The sequence below is a fragment of the Paenarthrobacter sp. E2MeOHC11 genome, assembly GCF_058744955.1.
Window position 1 is genome coordinate 3,556,248 of sequence record NZ_CP196673.1, and the last position, 20,853, is coordinate 3,577,100.

Annotated in this window: 22 protein-coding genes; 9 read left to right on the forward strand and 13 right to left on the reverse strand. The window is 63.7% G+C overall.

Features of this window, described 5'->3' with window-relative positions:
• The first annotated feature begins 11 nt into the window (after positions 1 to 11).
• The gene (locus ACSSVG_RS16505; protein WP_492415670.1) at positions 12 to 971 is read left to right on the forward strand and encodes an aldo/keto reductase; all 960 of its coding nucleotides are present in this window, start codon (positions 12 to 14) and stop codon (positions 969 to 971) included.
• Between the two features lie 104 nt (positions 972 to 1,075).
• Here ACSSVG_RS16505 and ACSSVG_RS16510 read toward each other — a convergent pair whose 3' ends face one another.
• The 4 genes from ACSSVG_RS16510 to ACSSVG_RS16525 are packed head-to-tail and all read right to left on the reverse strand — an operon-like array spanning position 1,076 to position 4,918.
• A complete protein-coding gene (locus tag ACSSVG_RS16510; protein ID WP_492415671.1) occupies positions 1,076 to 2,008 on the reverse strand; it encodes a TauD/TfdA dioxygenase family protein in 933 nt (310 codons plus the stop codon).
• 56 nt (positions 2,009 to 2,064) lie between these two features.
• On the reverse strand, positions 2,065 to 3,000 hold the full coding sequence (locus ACSSVG_RS16515; RefSeq protein ID WP_492415672.1) for an ABC transporter permease: 936 nt from the start codon (positions 2,998 to 3,000) through the stop codon (positions 2,065 to 2,067).
• On the reverse strand, positions 3,000 to 3,890 hold the full coding sequence (locus tag ACSSVG_RS16520; RefSeq protein ID WP_492415673.1) for an ABC transporter ATP-binding protein: 891 nt from the start codon (positions 3,888 to 3,890) through the stop codon (positions 3,000 to 3,002). Before ACSSVG_RS16520 ends, ACSSVG_RS16515 begins: the two co-directional genes overlap by 1 nt.
• A gap of 2 nt (positions 3,891 to 3,892) precedes the next feature.
• Positions 3,893 to 4,918, reverse strand: coding sequence for an ABC transporter substrate-binding protein (locus ACSSVG_RS16525; protein WP_492415674.1), 1,026 nt, complete (start codon positions 4,916 to 4,918; stop codon positions 3,893 to 3,895).
• A gap of 378 nt (positions 4,919 to 5,296) precedes the next feature.
• Here ACSSVG_RS16525 and ACSSVG_RS16530 point away from each other — a divergent pair, with 378 nt between their 5' ends.
• The 7 genes from ACSSVG_RS16530 to ACSSVG_RS16560 all read left to right on the forward strand — a co-directional run bounded on the left by ACSSVG_RS16530 (position 5,297) and on the right by ACSSVG_RS16560 (position 10,774).
• On the forward strand, positions 5,297 to 6,160 hold the full coding sequence (locus tag ACSSVG_RS16530; protein WP_144648636.1) for an HpcH/HpaI aldolase/citrate lyase family protein: 864 nt from the start codon (positions 5,297 to 5,299) through the stop codon (positions 6,158 to 6,160).
• Between the two features lie 2 nt (positions 6,161 to 6,162).
• Positions 6,163 to 7,083 carry a DUF2797 domain-containing protein gene (locus ACSSVG_RS16535; protein WP_492415675.1) on the forward strand — a complete coding sequence of 307 codons (921 nt, stop codon included), beginning with the start codon at positions 6,163 to 6,165 and terminating at the stop codon, positions 7,081 to 7,083.
• Positions 7,084 to 7,195: 112 nt separating this feature from the next.
• Positions 7,196 to 7,420 (forward strand): DUF3188 domain-containing protein, encoded by a 225-nt coding sequence (locus ACSSVG_RS16540; RefSeq protein ID WP_231339822.1) that lies wholly within the window; start codon positions 7,196 to 7,198, stop codon positions 7,418 to 7,420.
• Positions 7,421 to 7,470: 50 nt separating this feature from the next.
• The gene (locus tag ACSSVG_RS16545) at positions 7,471 to 7,920 is read left to right on the forward strand and encodes an FAS1-like dehydratase domain-containing protein (RefSeq protein ID WP_231339823.1); all 450 of its coding nucleotides are present in this window, start codon (positions 7,471 to 7,473) and stop codon (positions 7,918 to 7,920) included.
• A 2-nt stretch (positions 7,921 to 7,922) separates the two neighbouring features.
• Complete coding sequence (locus ACSSVG_RS16550; RefSeq protein WP_159706876.1) at positions 7,923 to 8,360, forward strand: MaoC family dehydratase; 438 nt, start codon at positions 7,923 to 7,925, stop codon at positions 8,358 to 8,360.
• Positions 8,361 to 8,401: 41 nt separating this feature from the next.
• Positions 8,402 to 9,697 (forward strand): MFS transporter, encoded by a 1,296-nt coding sequence (locus ACSSVG_RS16555; RefSeq protein ID WP_492419229.1) that lies wholly within the window; start codon positions 8,402 to 8,404, stop codon positions 9,695 to 9,697.
• 9 nt (positions 9,698 to 9,706) lie between these two features.
• Positions 9,707 to 10,774 (forward strand): UDP-N-acetylmuramate dehydrogenase, encoded by a 1,068-nt coding sequence (locus tag ACSSVG_RS16560; RefSeq protein ID WP_231339824.1) that lies wholly within the window; start codon positions 9,707 to 9,709, stop codon positions 10,772 to 10,774.
• A 21-nt stretch (positions 10,775 to 10,795) separates the two neighbouring features.
• Here ACSSVG_RS16560 and ACSSVG_RS16565 read toward each other — a convergent pair whose 3' ends face one another.
• Positions 10,796 to 11,275 carry a hypothetical protein gene (locus tag ACSSVG_RS16565; RefSeq protein ID WP_492415676.1) on the reverse strand — a complete coding sequence of 160 codons (480 nt, stop codon included), beginning with the start codon at positions 11,273 to 11,275 and terminating at the stop codon, positions 10,796 to 10,798.
• An 85-nt stretch (positions 11,276 to 11,360) separates the two neighbouring features.
• On the opposite strand from ACSSVG_RS16565, the gene ACSSVG_RS16570 reads away from it, so the two are divergent.
• Positions 11,361 to 12,494: a winged helix DNA-binding domain-containing protein gene (locus ACSSVG_RS16570; RefSeq protein ID WP_492415677.1), complete on the forward strand. Its 1,134-nt coding sequence runs from the start codon at positions 11,361 to 11,363 to the stop codon at positions 12,492 to 12,494.
• Positions 12,495 to 12,587: 93 nt separating this feature from the next.
• Here ACSSVG_RS16570 and asd read toward each other — a convergent pair whose 3' ends face one another.
• The 8 genes from asd to ACSSVG_RS16610 form a co-directional block, all read right to left on the reverse strand.
• A complete protein-coding gene (asd, locus tag ACSSVG_RS16575; protein WP_492415678.1) occupies positions 12,588 to 13,730 on the reverse strand; it encodes an aspartate-semialdehyde dehydrogenase in 1,143 nt (380 codons plus the stop codon).
• Positions 13,731 to 13,837: 107 nt separating this feature from the next.
• Positions 13,838 to 14,059, reverse strand: a complete 222-nt coding sequence (locus tag ACSSVG_RS16580) for an NF038396 family protein (RefSeq protein WP_231339828.1) — start codon at positions 14,057 to 14,059, stop codon at positions 13,838 to 13,840.
• Positions 14,060 to 14,069: 10 nt separating this feature from the next.
• Positions 14,070 to 14,669: a dihydrofolate reductase gene (locus tag ACSSVG_RS16585; RefSeq protein ID WP_231339829.1), complete on the reverse strand. Its 600-nt coding sequence runs from the start codon at positions 14,667 to 14,669 to the stop codon at positions 14,070 to 14,072.
• Positions 14,666 to 15,469, reverse strand: coding sequence for a thymidylate synthase (locus ACSSVG_RS16590; protein WP_492415679.1), 804 nt, complete (start codon positions 15,467 to 15,469; stop codon positions 14,666 to 14,668). Before ACSSVG_RS16590 ends, ACSSVG_RS16585 begins: the two co-directional genes overlap by 4 nt.
• Positions 15,466 to 15,858: a GntR family transcriptional regulator gene (locus tag ACSSVG_RS16595; protein WP_231339831.1), complete on the reverse strand. Its 393-nt coding sequence runs from the start codon at positions 15,856 to 15,858 to the stop codon at positions 15,466 to 15,468. Before ACSSVG_RS16595 ends, ACSSVG_RS16590 begins: the two co-directional genes overlap by 4 nt.
• Entirely contained in the window at positions 15,855 to 17,483 is a 1,629-nt protein-coding gene (locus tag ACSSVG_RS16600) for a hypothetical protein (protein ID WP_492415680.1), read from the reverse strand. Before ACSSVG_RS16600 ends, ACSSVG_RS16595 begins: the two co-directional genes overlap by 4 nt.
• Before the next feature lie 124 nt (positions 17,484 to 17,607).
• A complete protein-coding gene (locus tag ACSSVG_RS16605; RefSeq protein WP_492415681.1) occupies positions 17,608 to 18,576 on the reverse strand; it encodes an NUDIX hydrolase in 969 nt (322 codons plus the stop codon).
• Positions 18,577 to 18,585: 9 nt separating this feature from the next.
• Positions 18,586 to 20,835 (reverse strand): RNA degradosome polyphosphate kinase, encoded by a 2,250-nt coding sequence (locus ACSSVG_RS16610; RefSeq protein WP_231339834.1) that lies wholly within the window; start codon positions 20,833 to 20,835, stop codon positions 18,586 to 18,588.
• Between the last annotated feature and the right edge of the window lie 18 nt (positions 20,836 to 20,853).

Consider the following 20,853-nt stretch of genomic DNA (forward strand, 5'->3'; position numbering starts at 1 on the left):
GGACTGTAAGTATGACTATTGCGAACGGGCGGGGACGCCTCATCTATGGCTGCATGGGACTCGGCGGCCCGTGGGACGGCTCGTCGTACGGTGCGGCCGAGATTGATCAAGCTGCTGCTGTGATAGATGCCGCGCGGGGCATCGGCATTGAGCTCTTCGACCATGCGGATATCTACCGCAGCGGAAAGTCGGAGGCCGTCTTCGGTGAAGTCCTCGCCCGTTCGCAGGGTTTGCGCGCAAAGATCCAGCTTCAAACCAAATGCGGGATCAGGCTGGGGGAGCGTGGGCTGGACACACACTACGATCTCAGCAAAGAAGCCATCCTGGAACGGGTCAATGGGAGCCTGAAAAGGCTCCAAACAGACTACGTTGACCTGTTGCTCCTGCACCGTCCCGATCCCTTAGTCGACCCGCGCGAGGTAGCGGACGCCGTCGGGCAATTGGTGGCGGAAGGCAAAGTGCGGCAGCTGGGTGTGTCCAACATGTCCGGCACGCAGATCGCGTTCCTGCAGGACGAGCTGGCGATGCCTGTTGTGGCGAACCAGTTGGAGATGAGCCTGTTGCGCCGGGACTGGTTGGAGAGCACAGTGTTGGTCAACCATGCGGAGGGGCTGGGATACAGCTTCCCGCAGGGGACGCTGGAACATTGCATGGCCAAAGGGATTGAACTTCAGGCCTACGGTTCTTTGGCCCAGGGACGCTACACGGGTGCGAAGTCCGGGGATCTGTCACCAGCCGAGTCGGCAACGGCTTCGTTGTTGGAACAGCTGGCGGGGGAGAAGGACACCACACCTGAAGCGATCCTGCTTGGCTGGCTGATGAAGCACCCTGCACGGATTTCGCCCGTCGTGGGAACCACGAACCCCGCACGCATTCAGGCGTGCGCTGATGCCGCATCCGTGGCTGGCACCATGTCCCGTGCCGAGTGGTACGGACTGTGGGTGGCAGCACGGGGCAGCAACATTCCCTAACACTGGTTTTAACCCAACTGAGTCGCAGTTGAGGCCGTTAAGACGTCTCCATACGGCCTGAACTGCGACTCAGCTGGGCGGCAACAGCAACACATGAGGCGCGCCTACGATGCGTGGCTGATCGGGGCCACCACCGAATACGTGCTCGAATCGCCCTGGATTGCCTGGCTGGGCTTGCCGTCGATGCTGAGCGGGACGTCGCCGGCGATGGTCACGCGGTTGAGTTTGCGCGGCTGGCCATCGTAGTTGTCCGGTGCGTAGTGCTGGGTGATGCGGTTGTCGAACAGGACCACCTGGTTCGGCTCCCAGCTCACCCGGACCACGTTCTCCGGACGTGTCACGTAGGCCTGCAGCAGGCGAATGATGTCCTTGGATTCGGTGTTGGACAGCCCCACGATCCTGAGCCGCTGCGCGAAGCCCCCAATGAACAATCCGCGCTCGCCGGTCAACGGGTGGACCCGCACCACCGGGTGGGCGGTCTCGAACTTCAGGCGCGTGAACTCCTTGCGGCGTTCCTCGGCGTTCGGGTGCTCAAGGTTCTTCGGCACGGAGTAGTCGTAGTCATTGGTGTGGATGGCCCACAGGTTGTCCGCGAAGCTGCGCAGTTCCTCCGGGAGGTCCTGGTAAGCGCCGGCCGAGGACGCAATCAGGGTCTCGCCGCCGTAGGCCGGGAGATCGATACTGCGCAGCGTGGATGCCTGCGGCGGGTTGACCACGAAGGTGACGTCCGTGTGCCAATTGTTGGCCGAGCCGTTTTCGCTGTCCACGGGCAGGACGTTCTCTTCGCCCTCCACCGAGGCCACGGTTGGGTGGGCCTTGGTCAGTGGTCCAAAGTGCGAAGCGAACTTCACCTGGGCTTCGTCGCTGAGGATGTTGGCCTCGCGGAACACCAGGGCCTTGTGCTCGTTGAGCGCAGCCCGGATCTGGGCCACGGTGTCTTCGCTGAGGTCTCCGCTGATGTCCAGTCCGCGGATTTCGGCGCCGATGCGGGAACCTAGTTTGGCGAACTCGAGTTTGGTTTCGGTAATGACGGTCATGACGTTGTTCCTTACTTTGTTGTGATGGTGATTGCGGCGGGTGCCGCGTGGGTGGGTCAGGAAGCGGCGGCGCCAACGGCAGTGCGCCAGCGGGAGAAGTGCCGTTCAAGGGCTACCAGGAGGAAGTTCACGCCGAGCCCCAGCAAGGACACCGTGAGGATGCCCGCGTACATGTCCGGGATCAGGAAGCTGCTCTGCGCGTTGACGATCAGATATCCCAAGCCGGCCTTGGCTCCCACCATTTCGGCGGCGATCAGCACCAGGATGGACGCGGTGCCGGCCATACGGATACCCGTGAAAATGGTGGGCACGGCGGAGGGCAGGATGACCTTCTGGAAGAGCCGGAAGCTGTTGAGGCCCAGCGAGCGCGCAGCCCGGATCAGGAGCGGGTCCACGGTCTTCACGCCGGCAATGGTGTTCAGGAGGACCGGGAAGAACGCAGCGTAGGCAACAATGCTGATCTTTGACTCCTCGCCAATGCCCAGCAGCAACGTGAACACGGGCAGCAAGGCCAGTGCAGCAGTGTTGCGGAACAACTCCAGCAGCGGGTTCAGGACCGAGTTCAGCCGTCCGTACCAAGCGATGAGCAAGCCAAGTGAAACACCCGCCACCAGCGCTGCGCCGAATCCTGCCACGGATCGGGTGAGGCTGGCCGCGATGTCGCCCTGGATGGTTCCAGCCTCGAACAGCTTGCCCCAGGCGAGGAGCACTTCGTGAAGCGGCGGCAGGAACACCCGCGTAGACGGGCTGGCCAAGTACGTCGGTCCAAGCTCCCACAGCGCGAGGAACGCCAGGATCGCTGCGGACTTCCACAGACCCGACCCGACGGCTCCGGCGACGCGTCGAACTATGCCAGGTGCCGCCGTCGTCGTCTCTGCAACTGCCTGTCGTGCCGCGGAAGGGCCTACGGCGGAAGGTTCGACGGCGGTACTCGCTTCGGGTGTATTGCCCGCCGCGGGCGCCTCTTCAGTTTGCGTGAGTGTGGTGGTCATCAGGCCGCGCTCCTTTCAGTGATGGTGGTGGCGGGCTCGTCGGGGGCGCTTCCGTCCGGGAGGATCTTGCGGTGGCCGGCGTTCTGGGCGCGGCGTACTTCGTCGTGCAGGAGCGTCCAGACTTGATGGCGGTGCTCCACGAAGGCCGGATGGGAACGGATGTCCTCGTCGCCGTCGCGGTCCGGGATGGTGATGTCCACGATTTCCTTGAGCCGGCCGGGGCGGGCACTCAGCACAGCAACGCGCTCGCCGAGGTAGACGGCCTCGTCAATGCCGTGCGTGATGAAGACGATCGTCTTGCCCGTGGCCTTCCAAATCCGGAGGAGCTCATCCTGCAACTGCTCGCGGGTCTGGGCATCCAAGGCGGCGAATGGTTCATCCATGAGCAGTACGTCAGGCTCGTAGGCCAGGCTCCGGGCGATGGCGACGCGCTGCTTCATACCGCCTGAGAGCTCATGGGGGTACCGGTCCTCAAAACCCGCGAGCCCCACCAACGCCAGGTATTCGCTGGCTTTGGCTGCCCGTTCGCGCCGGTTGAGCTTCTTGCCGTCCGGGCCCACGCCTTCGAGTCCGATGGAGACGTTGGCCGAGGCAGTCCGCCACGGGAACAGCGCGTACTGCTGGAACACCACGGCGCGGTCCTTGCCGGGCCCTGTGACGGCTTTGCCATCCACCAGGACCTCACCGGACGTCGGCGTGGAGAGTCCGGCCAGCAGGTCCAGCAGCGTGGTCTTGCCAGATCCGCTGGGACCCACCAAAGTGAGGAACTCGCCGTCACGGACGTCCAGGCTGAGGGAATCGATGGCGGTGAGCCGGGTGGCGCTGGTTGTCTTGGCGGCCCGGACAGTGAATTCCTTGGTGACGTTCCGGAGGCTGATTTTCGCTGTCATGGCTATCCCTTCGCTGTTGCGAGCTCGTTGAACTCGTTGGTGTAGTACTTGGAGGGCGTGAGCTTGTCCTTGACGATGCCCGCTGAGCTGAGCCAGGCCTCCCAACGGGTGAAGTCCTCGTCCTTGATCACGCCCGAGTCCGGGACCCCGGGGCTCTTCCAGAACTTCAGGTTGGCCGTGCTCTCATTCCGGCCGCGGCTCTCGATGATCTTGGTGAAGCGGGCAATCACTTCATCGCGGGGGGTCTCAGCGGCCCATTTGATCGCCTTGGCCACGCCCGTGGTGAACGTGCGGGTGGTGTTCGGGTTCTTTTCGATGAAGTCGTTCCGGAGCACGATCTGGCCGCCAGCGAAAGTTCCGAACAGCTCCACATCGCTGAACAGCGACCGCAGTCCGCCGGCCTCGATGGCCCTGTCCTGCAGCACTCCGCCGAGTGTTCCGGCGTCCACCTGTCCGCGGCGGATGGCTTCCTCGGTGTCGTTCGGTGCCAGCGGGACCAGTTGGACCTGCTTGATCTCGTCCTGGCTGAGTCCGTTCTTGGTCAGCCAGGTGTTGATGACAGCTTCATGGTGGGCGCCCAGCGTGTTGACGGCGATCTTCTTGCCGATCAGGTCACGTGGTTCCTTGATGGTGCTCTCTGCTTTGACGTAGTATCCGCTGAACGTCTTTTCGTCCGAGCCGTAGTAGTTGGTCACAGCCTTGACGGGTGCACCGGCTTCAATGAGCTTGACCACCGCTCCGGAGAATGCGCCGCCGAAGTCAGTCTGGTTGGTCGCCGCCGACTGGATGTCCTGGGGCCCGCTGGTGGTGTTGCCAACCCAGTTCAGCTTCAGGTCGCCCAGGTATCCAAGGTCCGCAGCCAGTTCCGGGAAAGTCACGTTGTTGGCCGAGCCCTGGTAACGGAGTTCCGTGACTTCGGAGCCTGCCTGATTGGCTTGTCCGGCTTCGGCAGCGCCGCCGCAGCCGCTCACCGTCAGCGCTAGTACGACGGCGGCCGCGACGCTCAGCAGGGGCAGGTGCAGTTTCATGGGAGCTACTTTCGATGAGTGGTGATGTGTTGGGTGGGCCGGTCTACGTAAGGGCTTGGGAACTTCCGCAACGGCTTGGGAACGATGAAAGCCCATTTCGGCGGTGGCTGGGAAGCGCCGGGGTAACGCCTGGAAACGCTGCGAAACAGCCCGACACGTGAGGAAATCCTGGGCAATTCCCGGCAACCGGGGGACACAAGTCGCCGCGTTGAGCCTTATGAACAACAGCGACTGGTGGGCCCGCCGTGACTGGCGAGTACCGCCGTCGGGCATTCATACTGTTGGACCCCACAGTCATATGAGGTTTAGTTCGTATTGATCCTCACAACCGGGCGCATTTCTTCGCCTTGCGGCCCGCAGGACGGATACGGTAGATACATGACGTCTAGCATCGCCGCCGAGTCCATTCGGCCTACCCGCAACATTCCCGCCGACATCGCCCGTTCCTGGCTCCTTGTGAATGCCATGAAAACGGAGCTTTTTGACGAATCCGCGGGTTCACGGGCAGACGCCATCATCCTTGATATCGAAGACGCCGTGGACCCTTCCCAGAAGGATGCAGCGCGCGAAAATGTGGTCAACTGGCTGACCGCCGGTGGCCAGGCCTGGGTACGTATCAACGACGCAACCAGCAAGTTCTGGGCCGACGACCTCGCAGGCCTGCGTGGCACCCCGGGCCTGCTCGGCGTGATGCTCGCCAAGACCGAATCCGCTGACCAGGTCACCGAGTCCTACCACCGCATGGACGGCAAGACTCCCGTGATTGCACTGGTTGAGTCCGCCCTCGGCATCGAGGAAGCCAACCACATCGCCCGTGCGCAGGGAGCTTTCCGCCTTGCCTTCGGCTCCGGCGACTTCCGCCGCGATACCGGAATGGCCGCCACTCCGGAGGCCATGGCCTACCCGCGTGCCAAGCTGGTTGTCGCCAGCCGCGTGGGCAACCTGCCGGGCCCCATCGATGGACCCACCGTCGGCACCAACCACCCGATCCTGCGCGAGCAGACCGGCATCACGGTGACCATGGGCATGACCGGCAAGCTCTGCCTGGCCATCGACCAGACCACCGTGATCAACGAGGTCATCAGCCCCACGCCGTCTGACGTTGCCTGGGCCACCGACTTCATGAACGACTTCGAGGCCAACGGCCGCGTGATCCGCGATGGTTCCGACCTCCCGCGTTTGGGCCGCGCCGAGAAGATCATGAAGCTCGCAGTCGCTTTCGGAGTCCAGCCTTCACTGTAGGCATGCTGGTCCACGGAGTCGTTTGGGACTCTTCGTCACCGGCGTTGAGGTTGTTCTCGCCGGACGCGGAGTTCACTGATATTGCGTTGGCCCAGGGCTCAGCCCTGGGCCTGCGTGTTATCCCCGGATTATGGTGCCTTGGTCATACCAAGGTCCACGGGCCGGGAGACCGCACACATGTTCCGTGCCGCAGCGGATCCATGGCCGAGCGGGGCAAACAGTGTGGGACATGTTTTGCCCGCGACCACTCCCGGCTGATGCACGATTTCCACCGGGGCGGTTCGGTGCCCACCGGACTCCGTGCTTACCTGATGCAGCCGCACTGGCTCTATGTGGCTACCTTCGCCAACGGTGCCACGAAGGTTGGCACTGCCTCCGCGCAGCGCAAATGGAACCGGCTTGCCGAGCAAGGTGCCGTACATGCTTCGTACGTGGCCCATGCCGAGGACGGTCGGATCGTCCGATTGCTTGAGGATCTGGTGACCCGCGAACTCGGTCTCGTCCAGCAAGTCCGCTCCGCTTCCAAAGTGGCGGGGCTGGTAGAGCCGCGTGCCGCCGTCGAGCTTTCTGCCTTGAACCGCCAGCACGCCGCACAGGTGCGCGAGCTGCTGGACGGCCTGGCAATGACCGGCTACTCCGTGGTGGAGGAAGAGTGGGACCGGCCGGACTTGTCTGAGCTTCTCTGTGTCGCTGGTGGCGAAGCGGGCCGACGCCACCCATACCCGGCAACGTTCGACGCCGGCGGGCACGGTTTGCGGGTCCGCGCGCTGTCCGGGGCGATCGCCTTGGCCGGACTTCCCGACGCATCGGGTATCGAAGTGGAAGGCAGCTTCGTGGCTGACTTGGGCGCGCTGAAAGGCCGCAAGATCGAATTCGGCCCCCACACCACGGAGATCCCGGCGTTGCAGGACTCCCTTTTCTAACGCCCTTTTTGCTGTGCGGCGAGGGGCGACATCTCGGCAGTAAGGGCCCCTCTTTCAGTTGAGATCCAACCCCTCGGCAACACCTTCCATCAAGCCCCCGTAGACTTGGACGGTGCTGGAACAATTTTGGGCTACGGCCTCTACGTCTTATAAAGTGCTCGTTTTCAGTGCCATGGGGCTGATCGCCGTCGGGCTCATCCTGTCCATCGTGGGGAACACCTCCGGCAACCAAGGGCTGGCCATGGCGTCGCTTCCCGTCATTGGCGTCGGGCTGGTGCTGCACGTCACTGGGCTGGTCATCCGCGGACAGAAGATCCGCAAGAGCTACAAGAAGTAACGCCCACGCGAAAGCGGCGCCACCTTCCCGCAGCCCGATAGGGTTGGAGCATGAGTATCAATCCGGACCTGCAGGGCCGAAGCTACCCTGCCGCAGAGGTATACGACGTCGGGCGCGAAAAGATCCGCGAGTTTGCCAAGGCTGTGAAAGCCAACAACCCCGCACATTTCGATGTTGAGGCAGCCAAGGCCCTGGGCCACAGCGACCTCGTCGCACCGCCAACGTTCGCCATCATCGTGGCCCAGCGTGCCGATGCCCAGCTGGTGGAGGACCCGGAGTCGGGGATCGACTTTTCCCGCGTAGTCCACGCTGACCAGCGGTTCACGCACCACCGCGCCATCGTCGCCGGTGACAAGCTCGTAGCTGAACTCCATGTGGACGGCGTCCGTGCCATGGGCGGGGGAGCCATGATCACCACCCGCTCCGAGATTTCCACAGTGGACGGCGAAAAGGTCGCCACCACCACCTCATCCATCCTGGTCCGCGGAGAGGGACAGTAACCATGAGCCCCACATTCGAAGAACTGACTGTCGGCCAGGAAATCGGCACCCGCAGCATTGACGTCACCCGCCAGGACCTGGTCAAGTACGCAGGAGCCTCCGGTGACTTCAACCCGATCCACTGGAATGAAGCCTTCGCCACTTCCGTGGAACTGCCGGGCGTCATCGCCCACGGCATGTTCACCATGGGTGCGGCAGTGCAGTTGGTGAGCGACTGGGCAGGCGACCCGGCCGCCGTCGTCGATTACCAGACCCGTTTCACCAAGCCCGTCCTCGTCACCGACACCACGGGAACCGATGAGGCCGGCGCTGTCATCGACGTCACCGGTGTGGTGGGAGCGCTCGACGCCGATGCCCGCACCGCGCGCATCGACCTCACCGTAGTGGCCGCTGGACTGAAGGTCCTCATGAAGTCGCAGGCGGTCGTGAAGGTCTCTTGAACCAACTGAACACCTTCCAACGGCGCGCCACACCGACTGAAATGTCGCGGTGGCGCGCCGCTGTTCTTGCTTCCTACGCGGCCAGCGGCATTGCCTTCGCAACGTGGGTCTCCCGCCTGCCGGCCATCCGCGACGGACTCAATCTCACGCCGGGCGGCATTGGCCTTCTGCTGATGTGCATGACAGTGGCTTCCTTCATCTCCATCTCGGCCTCGGGGCTGATCGTGCTCAGGCTGGGGCCGAAACTCACCACAAGGATCGGCAGTTGCATGGTGGGCGCCGGCTTGGTCACGGTGGGATTCGGCGCGTCCATCGTAGCGAGTCCGCTGGTGGTGGCAGCAGGCCTGGTGGTGCTCGGTCTCGGCACGGCAAGTTGGAACACCGCGTCCAATGTTGAGGGAGCCGCGCTGGAACGCGCCATGGACCGGCACATCATGCCGCATCTCCATGGAGCGTTCAGCCTTGGTACCGTGGCCGCCGCCGGGTTCGGTGCCTGGGCCGCCGCCGTGCACATGCCGGTGTTCTGGCATTTCCTGATCTCGGGCATCGTGGTCACCACGTCCGTGGTAACCGCCGGATTCTGGTTCCGCGCCGAAAGGACAGCAGCAGCTACGCACACATACCGGCCGGATGAGACGGACACTTTCCAGGACCCCTCCACCGGTCCGCTGCCGATCATCGATGCCGCCTCTCCCGAGCAGGGTCCCCAACAAGGCAAGGCTGCCGCTCCGCTGGACAACAAACGGCTGGTGGCACTTGCATGGCGTGATCGCCGAACCCTCCTGATCGGCGTCCTGGTCCTCGGTTTGGCTTTGGCTGAGGGGGCCGCGGGGGATTGGGTGGCTTTGGCACTGGCCGACGGTCATGGGCAGTCCGATGCCGCCGGCGCTGTTGGCTACGCATTGTTCGTCACGTTCATGACCATCGGACGCTTCGCCGGAACCGCCATCCTGGACCGTTTTGGCCGCGTGGTGGTGATGCGGTGGTGCTCGGCCACCGCCGTCGTGGGTCTTGCCCTCTTTGTCTTCTCACCGGTTCCGTGGCTCGCGTTTGTTGCCTTGGCGATTTGGGGCCTTGGCGCCTCGCTGGGTTTCCCGGTGGGGATGTCCGCGGCTGCCGATGACCCCGTCCACGCGGCTGCCCGGGTTTCGGTGGTCTCCACCATCGGCTACGGAGCCTTCCTCTGCGGTCCGCCACTCCTGGGACTGCTGGCCGAACATTTCGGCATCCTGCATTCATTGCTGGCGCCGTTGGTGCTGCTGGTGGTCAGTTTCTTCCTGGCTCCGCTGTCCGGGCAGCAGAAGGCCACGTCCGTCCAGCCGGACGAAGCCCATTAGGCTTGAATGGTGACCCAAACACTGCTTTCCGACTTGACCACAGCCGCCGTCGGCGGCCCCGCAGGGAACTATGTTGAGGCCCGCACCGAGGCTGAAATCATCGACGCCGTCAGGTCCGCCGACGCTGCCGACGAGAAACTCCTGATCATCGGAGGCGGCTCCAACCTCCTGATTTCCGACGAAGGCTACCCCGGCACCGTCCTGAAGATCGCGTCAGAAGGCTTCACCGTGAACTCGGAGGACAGCTGCGGCGGCGTTTCGGTGGTGGTGCAGGCGGGCCACAACTGGGATGCACTGGTGGAACACTCCGTGCTGCACGCTTGGTCCGGGTTGGAGGCATTATCCGGAATTCCGGGAGCCACGGGAGCCACTCCAGTACAGAACGTGGGCGCCTACGGTGCGGACGTTTCACAAACCATTGCCGCTGTGCGCACCTGGGACCGCGAACGCAATGCGGTGCAGACCTTCACCAACTCCGAGCTCACGTTCGGGTACCGCGATTCGATCCTGAAGCAGACCACGGTGGAGGGCTCGCCCCGCTATGTGGTGCTGACGGTCGAGTTCCAGTTGCCGCTGGGACGGATGAGCGCCCCCATCCGCTACGCCGAACTGGCCAGGGTGCTGGGCGTTGAGGCCGGAAAACGCGCCTACTCCAACGATGTCCGGAGGGAAGTCCTGCGGCTTCGAGCATCCAAGGGCATGGTCTTGGACGCTGCGGATCGGGACACCTATTCGACCGGTTCCTTCTTCACCAACCCGATCGTGGCCGCCGGGCATGCCGCGGAGTTACCGGAGAACGCTCCACAGTTCCCCGCGGGAACGGATGGAATGGTGAAGCTCTCCGCTGCGTGGCTGATCGACCAGGCAGGATTCGGGAAGGGCTTCGGACTCGAGACGTCCAGCGTTTCGGGTGGCAGGGCCTCCCTGTCCACCAAGCACACACTGGCCATTACCAACCGGGGTTCTGCGTCGGCTGCGGACATGGTGGCCATCGCACGTGAGGTGCAGGCCGGCGTCGTCGAACGTTTTGGTATTGAGTTGCACCCGGAACCGTTATTGATCGGTGTCAGTCTCTAGCGTGTCCGCCCGGGACCTCTCCTAGCGGGCACGACGTTCTGCGATCGGCAGGATCTTGTTGAGCAGCAGGAACGTGAGCCCGCAGCTGACCGAGCCCAACAGGAAGATCTGGCTGAAGGCGATACTCTGCGGCGATGGCCCGCTGGGCATGAAAAGCCCGGCAGTTGCGAACCCCACCAAGCCCAGCAACATGACGAGGGCTCCCAGCAGGAAGCTGCGGACCTGCGCGGCGGCGGTCGGGTAGAACCATGGCTCGGGGGCATCGTCGTCGCGGTCTGCTACTGGCTGGGTCGCTGCTGCCGTACCGATGAGGAGCGCTGCTGCGGCGGTCGCCACCAGACTTACGGTCTGGATGGCTTGCATCGATGAGGAAAGGCTCACGCCCGTCCCCACTGCCACGATCAGTCCGGCGCCAAGCCCGACGAGCGTGCAGAACCAGCCGGCGGTAGCCAACCACCGGCTCATCGGCCGCACGAACGGAGCAAGATCGCCAAAAAGCATGGATTCATCGTAGGATCCGCTGCTGGGTGAGGGCTGGGAGAGGCGGCAAGGTTCCCTGTGCACGTTGGCCCTTTTAGGATGAAGCATGCCTTCAGCCCACACCGATCCAACTCCGCGAGTTATGGGCCGATTGCGCCTGTCCAGCCAAGGACTGTTGGGCGGCGGCTTTCCAACGGTTGCTGGCGCGGTCCGTTGGATGACGGCCATGCAGGCCCAGGACCTGGGCTCGGCCCTCTGGGCGGTCGGCCAGCGTGTGCCCGGCAGCCGCGCCTCGGACGTCAGGGCAGCCCTCGATGCCGGGTCTGTGGTCCGTTCGTGGCCCATGCGCGGGACGCTCCACCTACTCGCACCGGAAGATCTCCGCTGGATCCTGGGCATCACCAGCGGCCGCCTCATGAATATGGTGGCTGGCCGCCACCGTGAACTGGCGATCACGCCGGACGACATCAGCCATTGCCGCGACATTGCCTTCAAAACCATGGAGGTCCTCACGTCAGCCGGGGGCGCCCACGGCGCAACCCGGGAGCAACTCTTCCAGGCGTTCGAGGACGCCGGCCAGATCACCAGGGCGCAGCGGGGAATCCACTTGCTCGGGAGTCTTTGCCAGCGGGCGTGGCTGGTGCAGGGACCTATGGCTGCGTCAAACGGTAAAGCGGGCGTACAGCAACTGTTCGTGCCGTTCGAGGACTGGATTCCGGAGTCGCGGGACCTCGGGCGCGAGGAGGGCATTGCGGAGCTGCTGTACCGCTACCTCCGGAGCCACGGTCCTGCGACCATCAAGGATTTCTCGTGGTGGAGCCAAGTGCCGCTCATCGAGGCACGCGCAGCCCTCAAGACGCTGCAGGACCAATTGGTCGAGTTGCCTCTCGGCGGAACCAATTATTGGTTGTCGTCGGAGACAGCAGCAATGCTCGACGACGGCGTCCCCGGCTCACGCTCGTTGCTGGCACTTCCCGGGTTCGACGAGTTCCTGCTCGGTTACCAGGACCGGAGCCTGGTCCTGGCCCCTGAGTTCGCGGAGCGTGTTGTCCCGGGAAAGAACGGTGTGTTCAAACGGATCATGGTGTCCGGGGGTGAAGTGGTGGGAACGTGGGCCAGGCCGGTCACGGGGAAAACGGTGAGTGTGGTTCCGGAACCGTTCGCCGGTCAGCTGGGCACGGCAGCTGAGCGTTCGTTCCAAGCTCAGGGCAGGGCGTACGTGAAGTTCATGAACAGCTGAAAACCGGCCCGCTGAAATGCCCACCAAAACGAGGAAAACCCGCCGCTCCGTGACTGGGCGGCAACGGAGCAGCGGGTTTTCGAACAAGAATGGCTAGAGCTTGCCAGTGACAATGTTGAGCATGCGGCGCAGTGGCTCGGCGGCACCCCACAGAAGCTGGTCGCCAACAGTGAAGGCACTGATGTATTCCGGACCCATTTCGAGCTTGCGGATACGTCCCACGGGGATGTCCAGCGTGCCGGATGCAGCCACGGGGGTCAGGTCGGCCATGGAGGCTTCCTTGGTGTTGGGAACAACCTTGGCCCACTCGTTGTCCTTGGCCAGGAGGTTCTCGATCTCCGTCACGGACAGGTCTTCGCGCAGCTTGAGCGTGAGGGCCTGGGAGTGGGAGCGCATGGCGCCAATGCGGACACACAGTCCGTCCATGGCGATGTGGTCCTTGCTGGCGGTGCCGTTGCCGGTACCGAGGATCTTGTTGGTTTCGACGCCGGCTTTCCACTCTTCCTTGGACTGGCCGTTGCCGAGGTCGGCATCGATCCACGGAATCAGGGACCCGGCCAGCGGAACGCCGAACTGTGTGGCGTCAACACCGTTGCGCTGGGCAGCGAGGACCTTGTGGTCGATTTCCAGGATCGCCGACGCGGGATCCTCCAGTTCGCTGCTGACCTCGTTGTTGAGGGTGCCGAACTGGTTCAGGAGCTCGCGCATGTGGCGTGCGCCGCCACCGGAGGCAGCCTGGTACGTCATGGAGGTGCCCCACTCCACGAGGTTGTTCTTGAACAGGCCACCGAGGCCCATGAGCATGCAGGAGACCGTACAGTTTCCGCCGATGAAGTCCTTCACCCCGCCGGAGAGGCCGGCATCGATGACGTCGCGGTTGATGGGGTCCAGCACGATGATCGAGTCGTCGTTCATGCGCAAGGTGGAGGCAGCGTCAATCCAGAGGCCGTCCCAGCCGCGGTTGCGCAGTTCGCCGTGGACCCGCTTGGTGTAGTCGCCGCCCTGGGCGGTGACAATAATCGGCAGCTTGGCCAGGGTCTCAATATCGAACGCGTCCTCGAGCTTGCCTGCCCCATCAGCGAAGGAAGGGGCGGCACCTCCTGCGTTCGAGGTGGAGAAAAATACCGGGTTGATGTTGGCGAAGTCGTTCTCTTCCTGCATGCGGTGCATCAGGACGGAGCCGACCATGCCACGCCAACCGACCAGTCCAACGGACGGATTAGCTGCTGTAGTCATTCCCCAAGTCTAAACTTTCGGAGCAAACTGCCGCTGTTGGTTACGTCACGCAGGCAACGCACGACGCCGGCACCCGTCGACGCGGCCTGGCTCGCCGCCCGCAATGGCTAGTGGCCGGCGTCGTGCCCTTGCAGCAAAAGGGCCTTGCGCTTGCGCAGGGCGAAGAAGGCTCCAAACGTGAACACCTGCGTGAGAACGACCAGCACGATGATCCCGGCAATTTTGTTGCCCCCCAGGATCATGGTCAGTCCCACAATGGCGGAGATCAGGGCGAAGAGCGGCAGCAGCATATAGCCCAGCACGAACAGGGTTTCAGGTTTCTTCAGCATGTGGACTTTCCTAGCTTTCGGTCCGGCGCCACGTTGTGAACCGGTAGTTTGTGCCGTTCTTGGCGGTGAGCCAGCCCTCGGGCGGCGCCACGGTGTCAAAGGTCCAATCATCACCCAGCCGGGGCGCGTAGGTGTCACCCTCCACATCGGTATCAATGATGGTGATGACCGCAAGGTTGGCGATGCCCATGGACTGCTCAAAGATCTCGCCGCCCCCGATGATCCAGACCTTCTGGCCGCCGGGCGCAAATTGGGATTCCAGCAACGCATCGTCAAGCGAAGAAACCACGACGGCGCCCTCCGCCTCGGGGGTGGACGCCCACTCGGCGCTGCGCGTCACCACGATATTGGTACGGCCCGGGAGCGGACGGTACTTTTCGGGAAAGGACTCCCACGTCTTGCGCCCCATGATGACGGGGTGACCCGTAGTGAGCTGGCTGAAGTGCTTCAGGTCTTCGGGCAGGTGCCACGGCATGGTGCCGTCCTTGCCGATCACGCCGGACTTTGCCTGGGCCCACACCATCCCAATGCCCGTCATGCGGCCAGCGGTTTCCTGGGTGAAGATGACGGCGGGCAGCTGGGAAGGAGTCCCGGAGGAAGGAGTGCTCATACGGCGATCGGCGCCTTGATGGTGGGGTGGTGGCGGTAGTCCACAACTTCGAAGTCGTCCAGCGTGTAGTCGAAGATCGAGTCGGGCTTTCGAAGGATCTTCAGCTGCGGGTATTCGTAGGGCTCACGGCTGAGCTGCTGGGCAACCTGGTCCACGTGGTTGTCGTAGACGTGCACGTCGCCGCCGGTCCAGACGAATTCACCGGGCTCGAGGCCAAGCTGCTGCGCGACCATGCGCGTCAGCAGCGCGTAGGAAGCAATGTTGAACGGTACGCCCAGGAAGGTGTCCGCGGAGCGCTGGTACAGCTGGCAGGACAGCTTGCCGTCGGCCACATAGAACTGGAAGAAGGCATGGCAAGGTGGCAGGGCCATGTCCTTGAGCTCGGAAACGTTCCAGGCAGAGACAATGTGCCGACGTGAATCGGGGTTGGCGGCCAGGTTGCCCATGAGCTCGGAGATCTGGTCGATGTGGCCACCGTCGGGAGTAGGCCAACTGCGCCACTGCACCCCATAGACGGGGCCGAGTTCGCCATCGGCGTCAGCCCATTCGTCCCAGATGGAGACGCCCTGGTCCTGCATCCACTTCACGTTCGAGTCGCCTCGCAGGAACCACAGGAGCTCTACTGCCACGGACTTGAAGTGGACCCGCTTGGTAGTGATGAGCGGGAAGCTTTCGGCAAGGTCGAACCTCAATTGGCGGCCAAAAACGCTGCGCGTTCCGGTTCCGGTGCGGTCCGACTTGTGCGTGCCGTTGGCCATGACGTCGCGCAGAAGGTCTTCATAAGGGGTGGGGATGCTCACTCCTCAAGCTTACTTGCCAGCCGTCCCCGGAGAAGATCAATGAGAGTGTCGTCACCAATGCCCGCGGCCCGCGCCGTCCGGATCAAACCGTCGACGGCGGAGATCACCGCCGCGTCCGCGCGAACAGCGCCGTCCGGCGCGTGGGGTGGCCCGACAACGACAGTCCCGTTCCGCCGTCGTGATTCAATCAGCCCGGACTGCTCGAGTTCCTTGTAGGCACGGGCCACGGTGCCTGCAGCAATGCCCAGGTCCGCTGCCAGGCTGCGGACCGTGGGCAGGCGGCTTCCAGGCTCCAGCACTCCGACGGCAATCAGGGAACTGAGCTGGCGGCGGATCTGCTCGTACGGCGGGACGGGATCCGCCAGGTCGACTGTGATCCCGGCGGTCATTGTGCGGGTTCCCCTGGCTTGGTGGAGTTCCCCCTGGGGAGGGTGCGCAACAGGCTGCGGACAGGTGTGATGGCCACGATGACCGCGATGATTGCCAGGACAATGCCGATCACGGGGAGGGGGCTGGGGCCGATCGGATCAAGGCTTCCGGCGGGAGGGAACATTCCGTACCAGGCGTTGCCCGCGCTGATCAGCAGCGCGGCGGCCTGCCCCAGGCAATACGCTGCCAGGGTCCTGACAATCCGGTACATGCTGATGGCGCGAAGGGCGGCGTCCAGTCCTGCGTTGCCGTCTGTCTCCGGGATACCTCGACGCCGGCGCACCGTCAGGACGGCTGCGGTGCCGGCCAACGCGACCACCAAGGAGACGGGAACCGCGGCCGTCCACGTCCCGGGACCGAACGGCTGCACCTCGCCGGCCACTGCGAAAACGAGCGCGACGGCCAGTACCAGGGCGCTGCCTATGGCAAAAGAGAGCAAGCCCTTGGAGACGGGCTGCCGCGGCCATTGGAGGGGAGCATCGGTTGTACCGTAATTGCGGCCGATCATGAGATCGCCCGCGGCGATGGCTGCCAAGAGGATCACGGCGACCACGCCGGTCATCGACGGAAAAGCCCAGGGCTCAGGTGTTCGGGCAGGCACCAGGATTATCGCGTAGCCGGCAATGAGCGCAACAACGCCCAGCACGCCCAGCGCCGCTCCAACGGAAATGCTGAGCCGGGCGGCCCCATGGGTTCGTGGATCGGCGCGGAGTGCGGCAGTGCTGGTGGTCTTGACCGAATTGAGCAGCGATGGCAGCTCGGGAACCTGCCACCACCACATGAGCAGCAGTACCGCCATGTTGACCATGCCGACGTAATTGAACCAGGACGACTGCCACAGGGCGCCAGGGGCGGGCTGCGCGGCGAAGTTCCCGGCGATGCTCGCCAAGCCGGCCGAGATTGTAGCGACTGTCCGGAGCAAACGGTTGGTGGCTATCACCCGGAGCGTCCGGTTATCGTCGCCGTCGAGTGTTTCAAGCTGCCGGCGGCGGGCAATCAACACCAGCACCAGGAGGGTCCCGACGGCGAGAACCAGCAGCGCCCCGCCCAGCCACGCGGCCAGTTCCCACCCGGGTATCCGGCCTTCTTGTCCTTGTCCCATATAGCCGTTGTCGGTTGGCGTCGCCTGGCTAGGTGGAGCAGGCAGCACCGGGGTGTGGCCGGGGAGCGTGGCGATCCAGGCAATGACCAGGGCCGCGAATGCAAAAATGGCGGCGGTCGTCCAAGCGAGTTTTCGGGGGAGGAAGTCCCTGATCCTGCGGACGGTCAGTTCGGCGTACCTGCGTGGCGCTTTCGGCGCGGGGTAGCTCAGCTGCCCCAAGGCATGGACGGCGAGACAGGCGAGAATGGGCCAGGCGAGTGCGCCGGAGATTTGCTCGGGAGTTGTTGGGGCGCTGGCCCCCGTGGGGTTCACGCGAAGGATCCCCGTGTTCATGGCCCCTTGCAAGGAGCTGGCCATCCAACCAATGATGCCCACCCATAGCCCGTGTGACGCAACGGATTGGGAGTCCGGCGTGGACCACACCTGCATCCGAAGGAACAGATACACGATGACGGCGCCCACAACCGGGCCAAGGAAGAACATCGGTGGCAGGCTTATAAACACGTCGAAGACCCCCAAGTCTTTGTATCGAACAGTTCTTTGTATCGAACAGTGCGATCATTGTATCAACCATTTGATACAAAAACCTGGGGCGCACCAAAAACGACTAGTCGTCGAAGGGCTTGACCTGTTCCACGGAGACGATCTTCCGCTCGGATCCCCGGACAACCTGGCAGACAATCACTTCGCCGGGCGTCAGATACGGGTCTGAGGCAGGAAGGAGCGCCTTCAGGCCCTGCGGCATGTGCTGGCCCAACTGCTTCAAGGCAGTGGGTAGGGCCGGACGATGTGTGCAGACCGCGATGGGCACCTGCTTGTCGAACAGGGCCTCAACGGCTGCAGCAGTCTTTTTGGGAGAGCGCTGGTGGTGGTGCTCCGTGAGGGCCTCCACCAACTTCACCTTGGCACCGCTGGCCTTGGCATAGGGGGCAATGGTCGCTACGCAGCGGGTCCACGGGCTTGTCACCACGCGTTGCGGTTTCCAGACCTCCAGAAGGCGCTGGACGGCAACTGCCTGACGCTGGCCCGTCGCTGCCAATGGGCGGTCGCCCTCGGCCTTGGTCCAGGAGGACCGGGGCTTGGCTTTGGCATGGCGGATCAGTACCAGGGGCCATGTGTCCAGCTCGCCGCGGACGTGGGCTTTCTCCAGGTATTCCAGTGGCTCCACATCCGTCGGGTTGCTCAGGAATGAGGCAGCCCGGTCAGGGCTGCACCACATAACGCTGTCCACTTCTTTGCCGTCGGGCCTCAGCTGCGCGCCATTGACCTTGACAGCCCAGTACCGCACCACTTTCAGGCCGGCCGCAACGTGGTAGTGAATCGGCGGGAGTGGTATGCCCAACGGGGCCTGGAGGCCGATCTCCTCCCACACTTCACGTGCCGCGCACTCCGGAACTGTTTCGCCGGCGTCGAGCTTTCCTTTGGGCCAGGACCAATCGTCGTACCGGGGCCTGTGGATGAGGAGGACCTCAAGGGTGCCCTTGTTGATCCGCCACGGAATGGCGCCGGCCGCGATCACGGCCACCGGCTCGCCGGGGTGGTCTGATTGATCCGCCACGGGTGTATCGCTGTTCAAGTGTTTCCTCTACCGCCGGGCCGATGCACGCTGGCGTGAACGCGACTCCAGGAGCCAGGACTGCATGTCCAGCAACGGCTTGCCGTCCTCGTCCTGGTGATGCCTGGTCCAGTGTCCGTGATCGTTCAGGTGCCAGCTGGCGGTCCCGTCATCGACGTAGCGGCGCATGAGGTCCATGACCGTTGCGGTGTCTTCCTTGCTGGCCAACTGAACCAGGGCTTCCACGCGGCGGTCCAGGTTGCGGTGCATCATGTCGGCGGAACCGATGTACACCACGGGCTCGCCGCCGTTGCCAAAGGCAAAGACACGTGAGTGCTCCAGGAAGCGGCCGAGGATGGAGCGGACGGTGATGTTCTCGCTGAGTCCCGGGACTCCCGGCCGCAGCGAGCAGATGCCGCGCACCACGACGTCAACCTTCACACCGGCCTGCGAAGCGCGGTAGAGGGCGTCGATGATGGCTTCGTCCACCATCGAGTTGACCTTGATCTGCACGAGGCCCGGGATGCCGGCGCGTGCATTGCGGATCTCAGCTTCGATCCTGTCCACCAAACCCGCACGGACGGAACGGGGCGCTACAAGCAGCCTCTTGAACGTTGACTTCGGCGCATAGCCGGAGAGCTGGTTGAACAGCTTGGACAGGTCCTCGCCCACCTGCTCATTCGCCGTCAGCAAGCCGAGGTCTTCGTAGTAGCGGGCCGTACGCGGGTGGTAGTTGCCGGTGCCGATGTGGCAGTAGCGGCGCAGGCCGTCCACTTCCTGCCGGACCACCAGTGACAACTTGCAGTGGGTCTTCAGGCCGACGATGCCGTACACCACGTGAACGCCGGCCTGTTCCAGTTTGCGGGCCCAGGAAATGTTGGCCTGCTCATCAAAGCGCGCCTTGATCTCCACAAGGGCCAGGACCTGCTTGCCTGCCTCGGCGGCATCGATCAGGGCATCCACGATGGGGGAGTCGCCGGAGGTCCGGTACAGGGTCTGCTTGATGGCCTGCACCTTGGGATCCGCGGCCGCCTGTTCCAGGAATGCCTGAACGGAGGTGGAGAAGGAGTCGTATGGGTGGTGGAGCAGGATGTCCCTGCGGCGCATGGCGGCAAAGACGTTCGCTGCCTTGGAGGTCTCAGACTCGTTGAGGTACCGGGAGGTGTGGGGTACGTGCTTGGGGTAGTGGAGATCGGCGCGGTCGATTCCGCTGATCGCCGACAGCCCACGGAGGTCAAGAGGTGCCGGAACGGAATAGACCTCGGACTCCTCGACGCCAAGTTCCCGAATCAGCAGGGCCTTGATGTTCGGGTTGATGTCCGTGGTGACTTCAAGCCGCACGGGAGGACCGAAGCGCCGGCGCAGCAGTTCCTTTTCCAAAGCCTGCAGGAGGTTCTCGGCGTCGTCCTCTTCAACTTCCAGGTCCTCGTTGCGGGTGACGCGGAAGGTGTGGTGTTCCAGGACTTCCATCCCGGGGAAGAGCTTGTCCAGGTGGACGGCGATGACTTCTTCCAGCGCAATGAACCTGGCAACCCGGCCCGGGATGGCACCCGCGCGGGGTCCATCCACGGAAATGAGGCGCGGGAGCTGGTCCGGAACCTTTACACGGGCGAAGAGTTCCTTGTCGCTGATCGGGTTGCTCACGATCACTGCAAGGTTCAGGGACAGCCCCGAGATGTAGGGGAAGGGGTGCGCAGGGTCCACGGCCAGCGGTGTCAGGATGGGGAAGACCTTCTCCTGGAACATGATGCTGATCCGGTGGCGGGCATCCTCATCGAGCTCATGCCAGTGCATGAGGTGGATGTGCTCGTAGGCCAGGGCCGGACGGATCTGCTCGGCGAAGACCCGTGCATGGCGCTCCTGAAGCCTGTGGGCTTCCTCGCTGATCTGCTCCAGCACCTCAATGGGGCTCAGGCCTGCGGGGGAGGGTACGGCCAAACCCGTGGCGATGCGCCGCTTGAGGCCAGCCACCCGAACCATGAAGAACTCGTCCAGGTTGGAAGCGAAGATCGACAGGAAGCTGACGCGTTCCAGCAGGAAAAGGTCCGGATCTTCAGCGAGCTCCAGCACACGTGAGTTGAACGCCAGCCAGCTGAGTTCGCGGTCCAGGAAGCGGTCCGGGGAGATATCCCCTTCTGGCACAAGGCTCGGGGCGAACTCCGGAATGTCGATGCGGTCCTGGGTGGCCCGCGAGGCCGGCACTTCCGAGGACCCGAAGCGCGGGGGCAGTGTTGCGCCCTTAGAGGTGGATCCGGCGGTGCCGACGGGGTCCGGCTGCATGGGGTTCTCCTAAGCTCA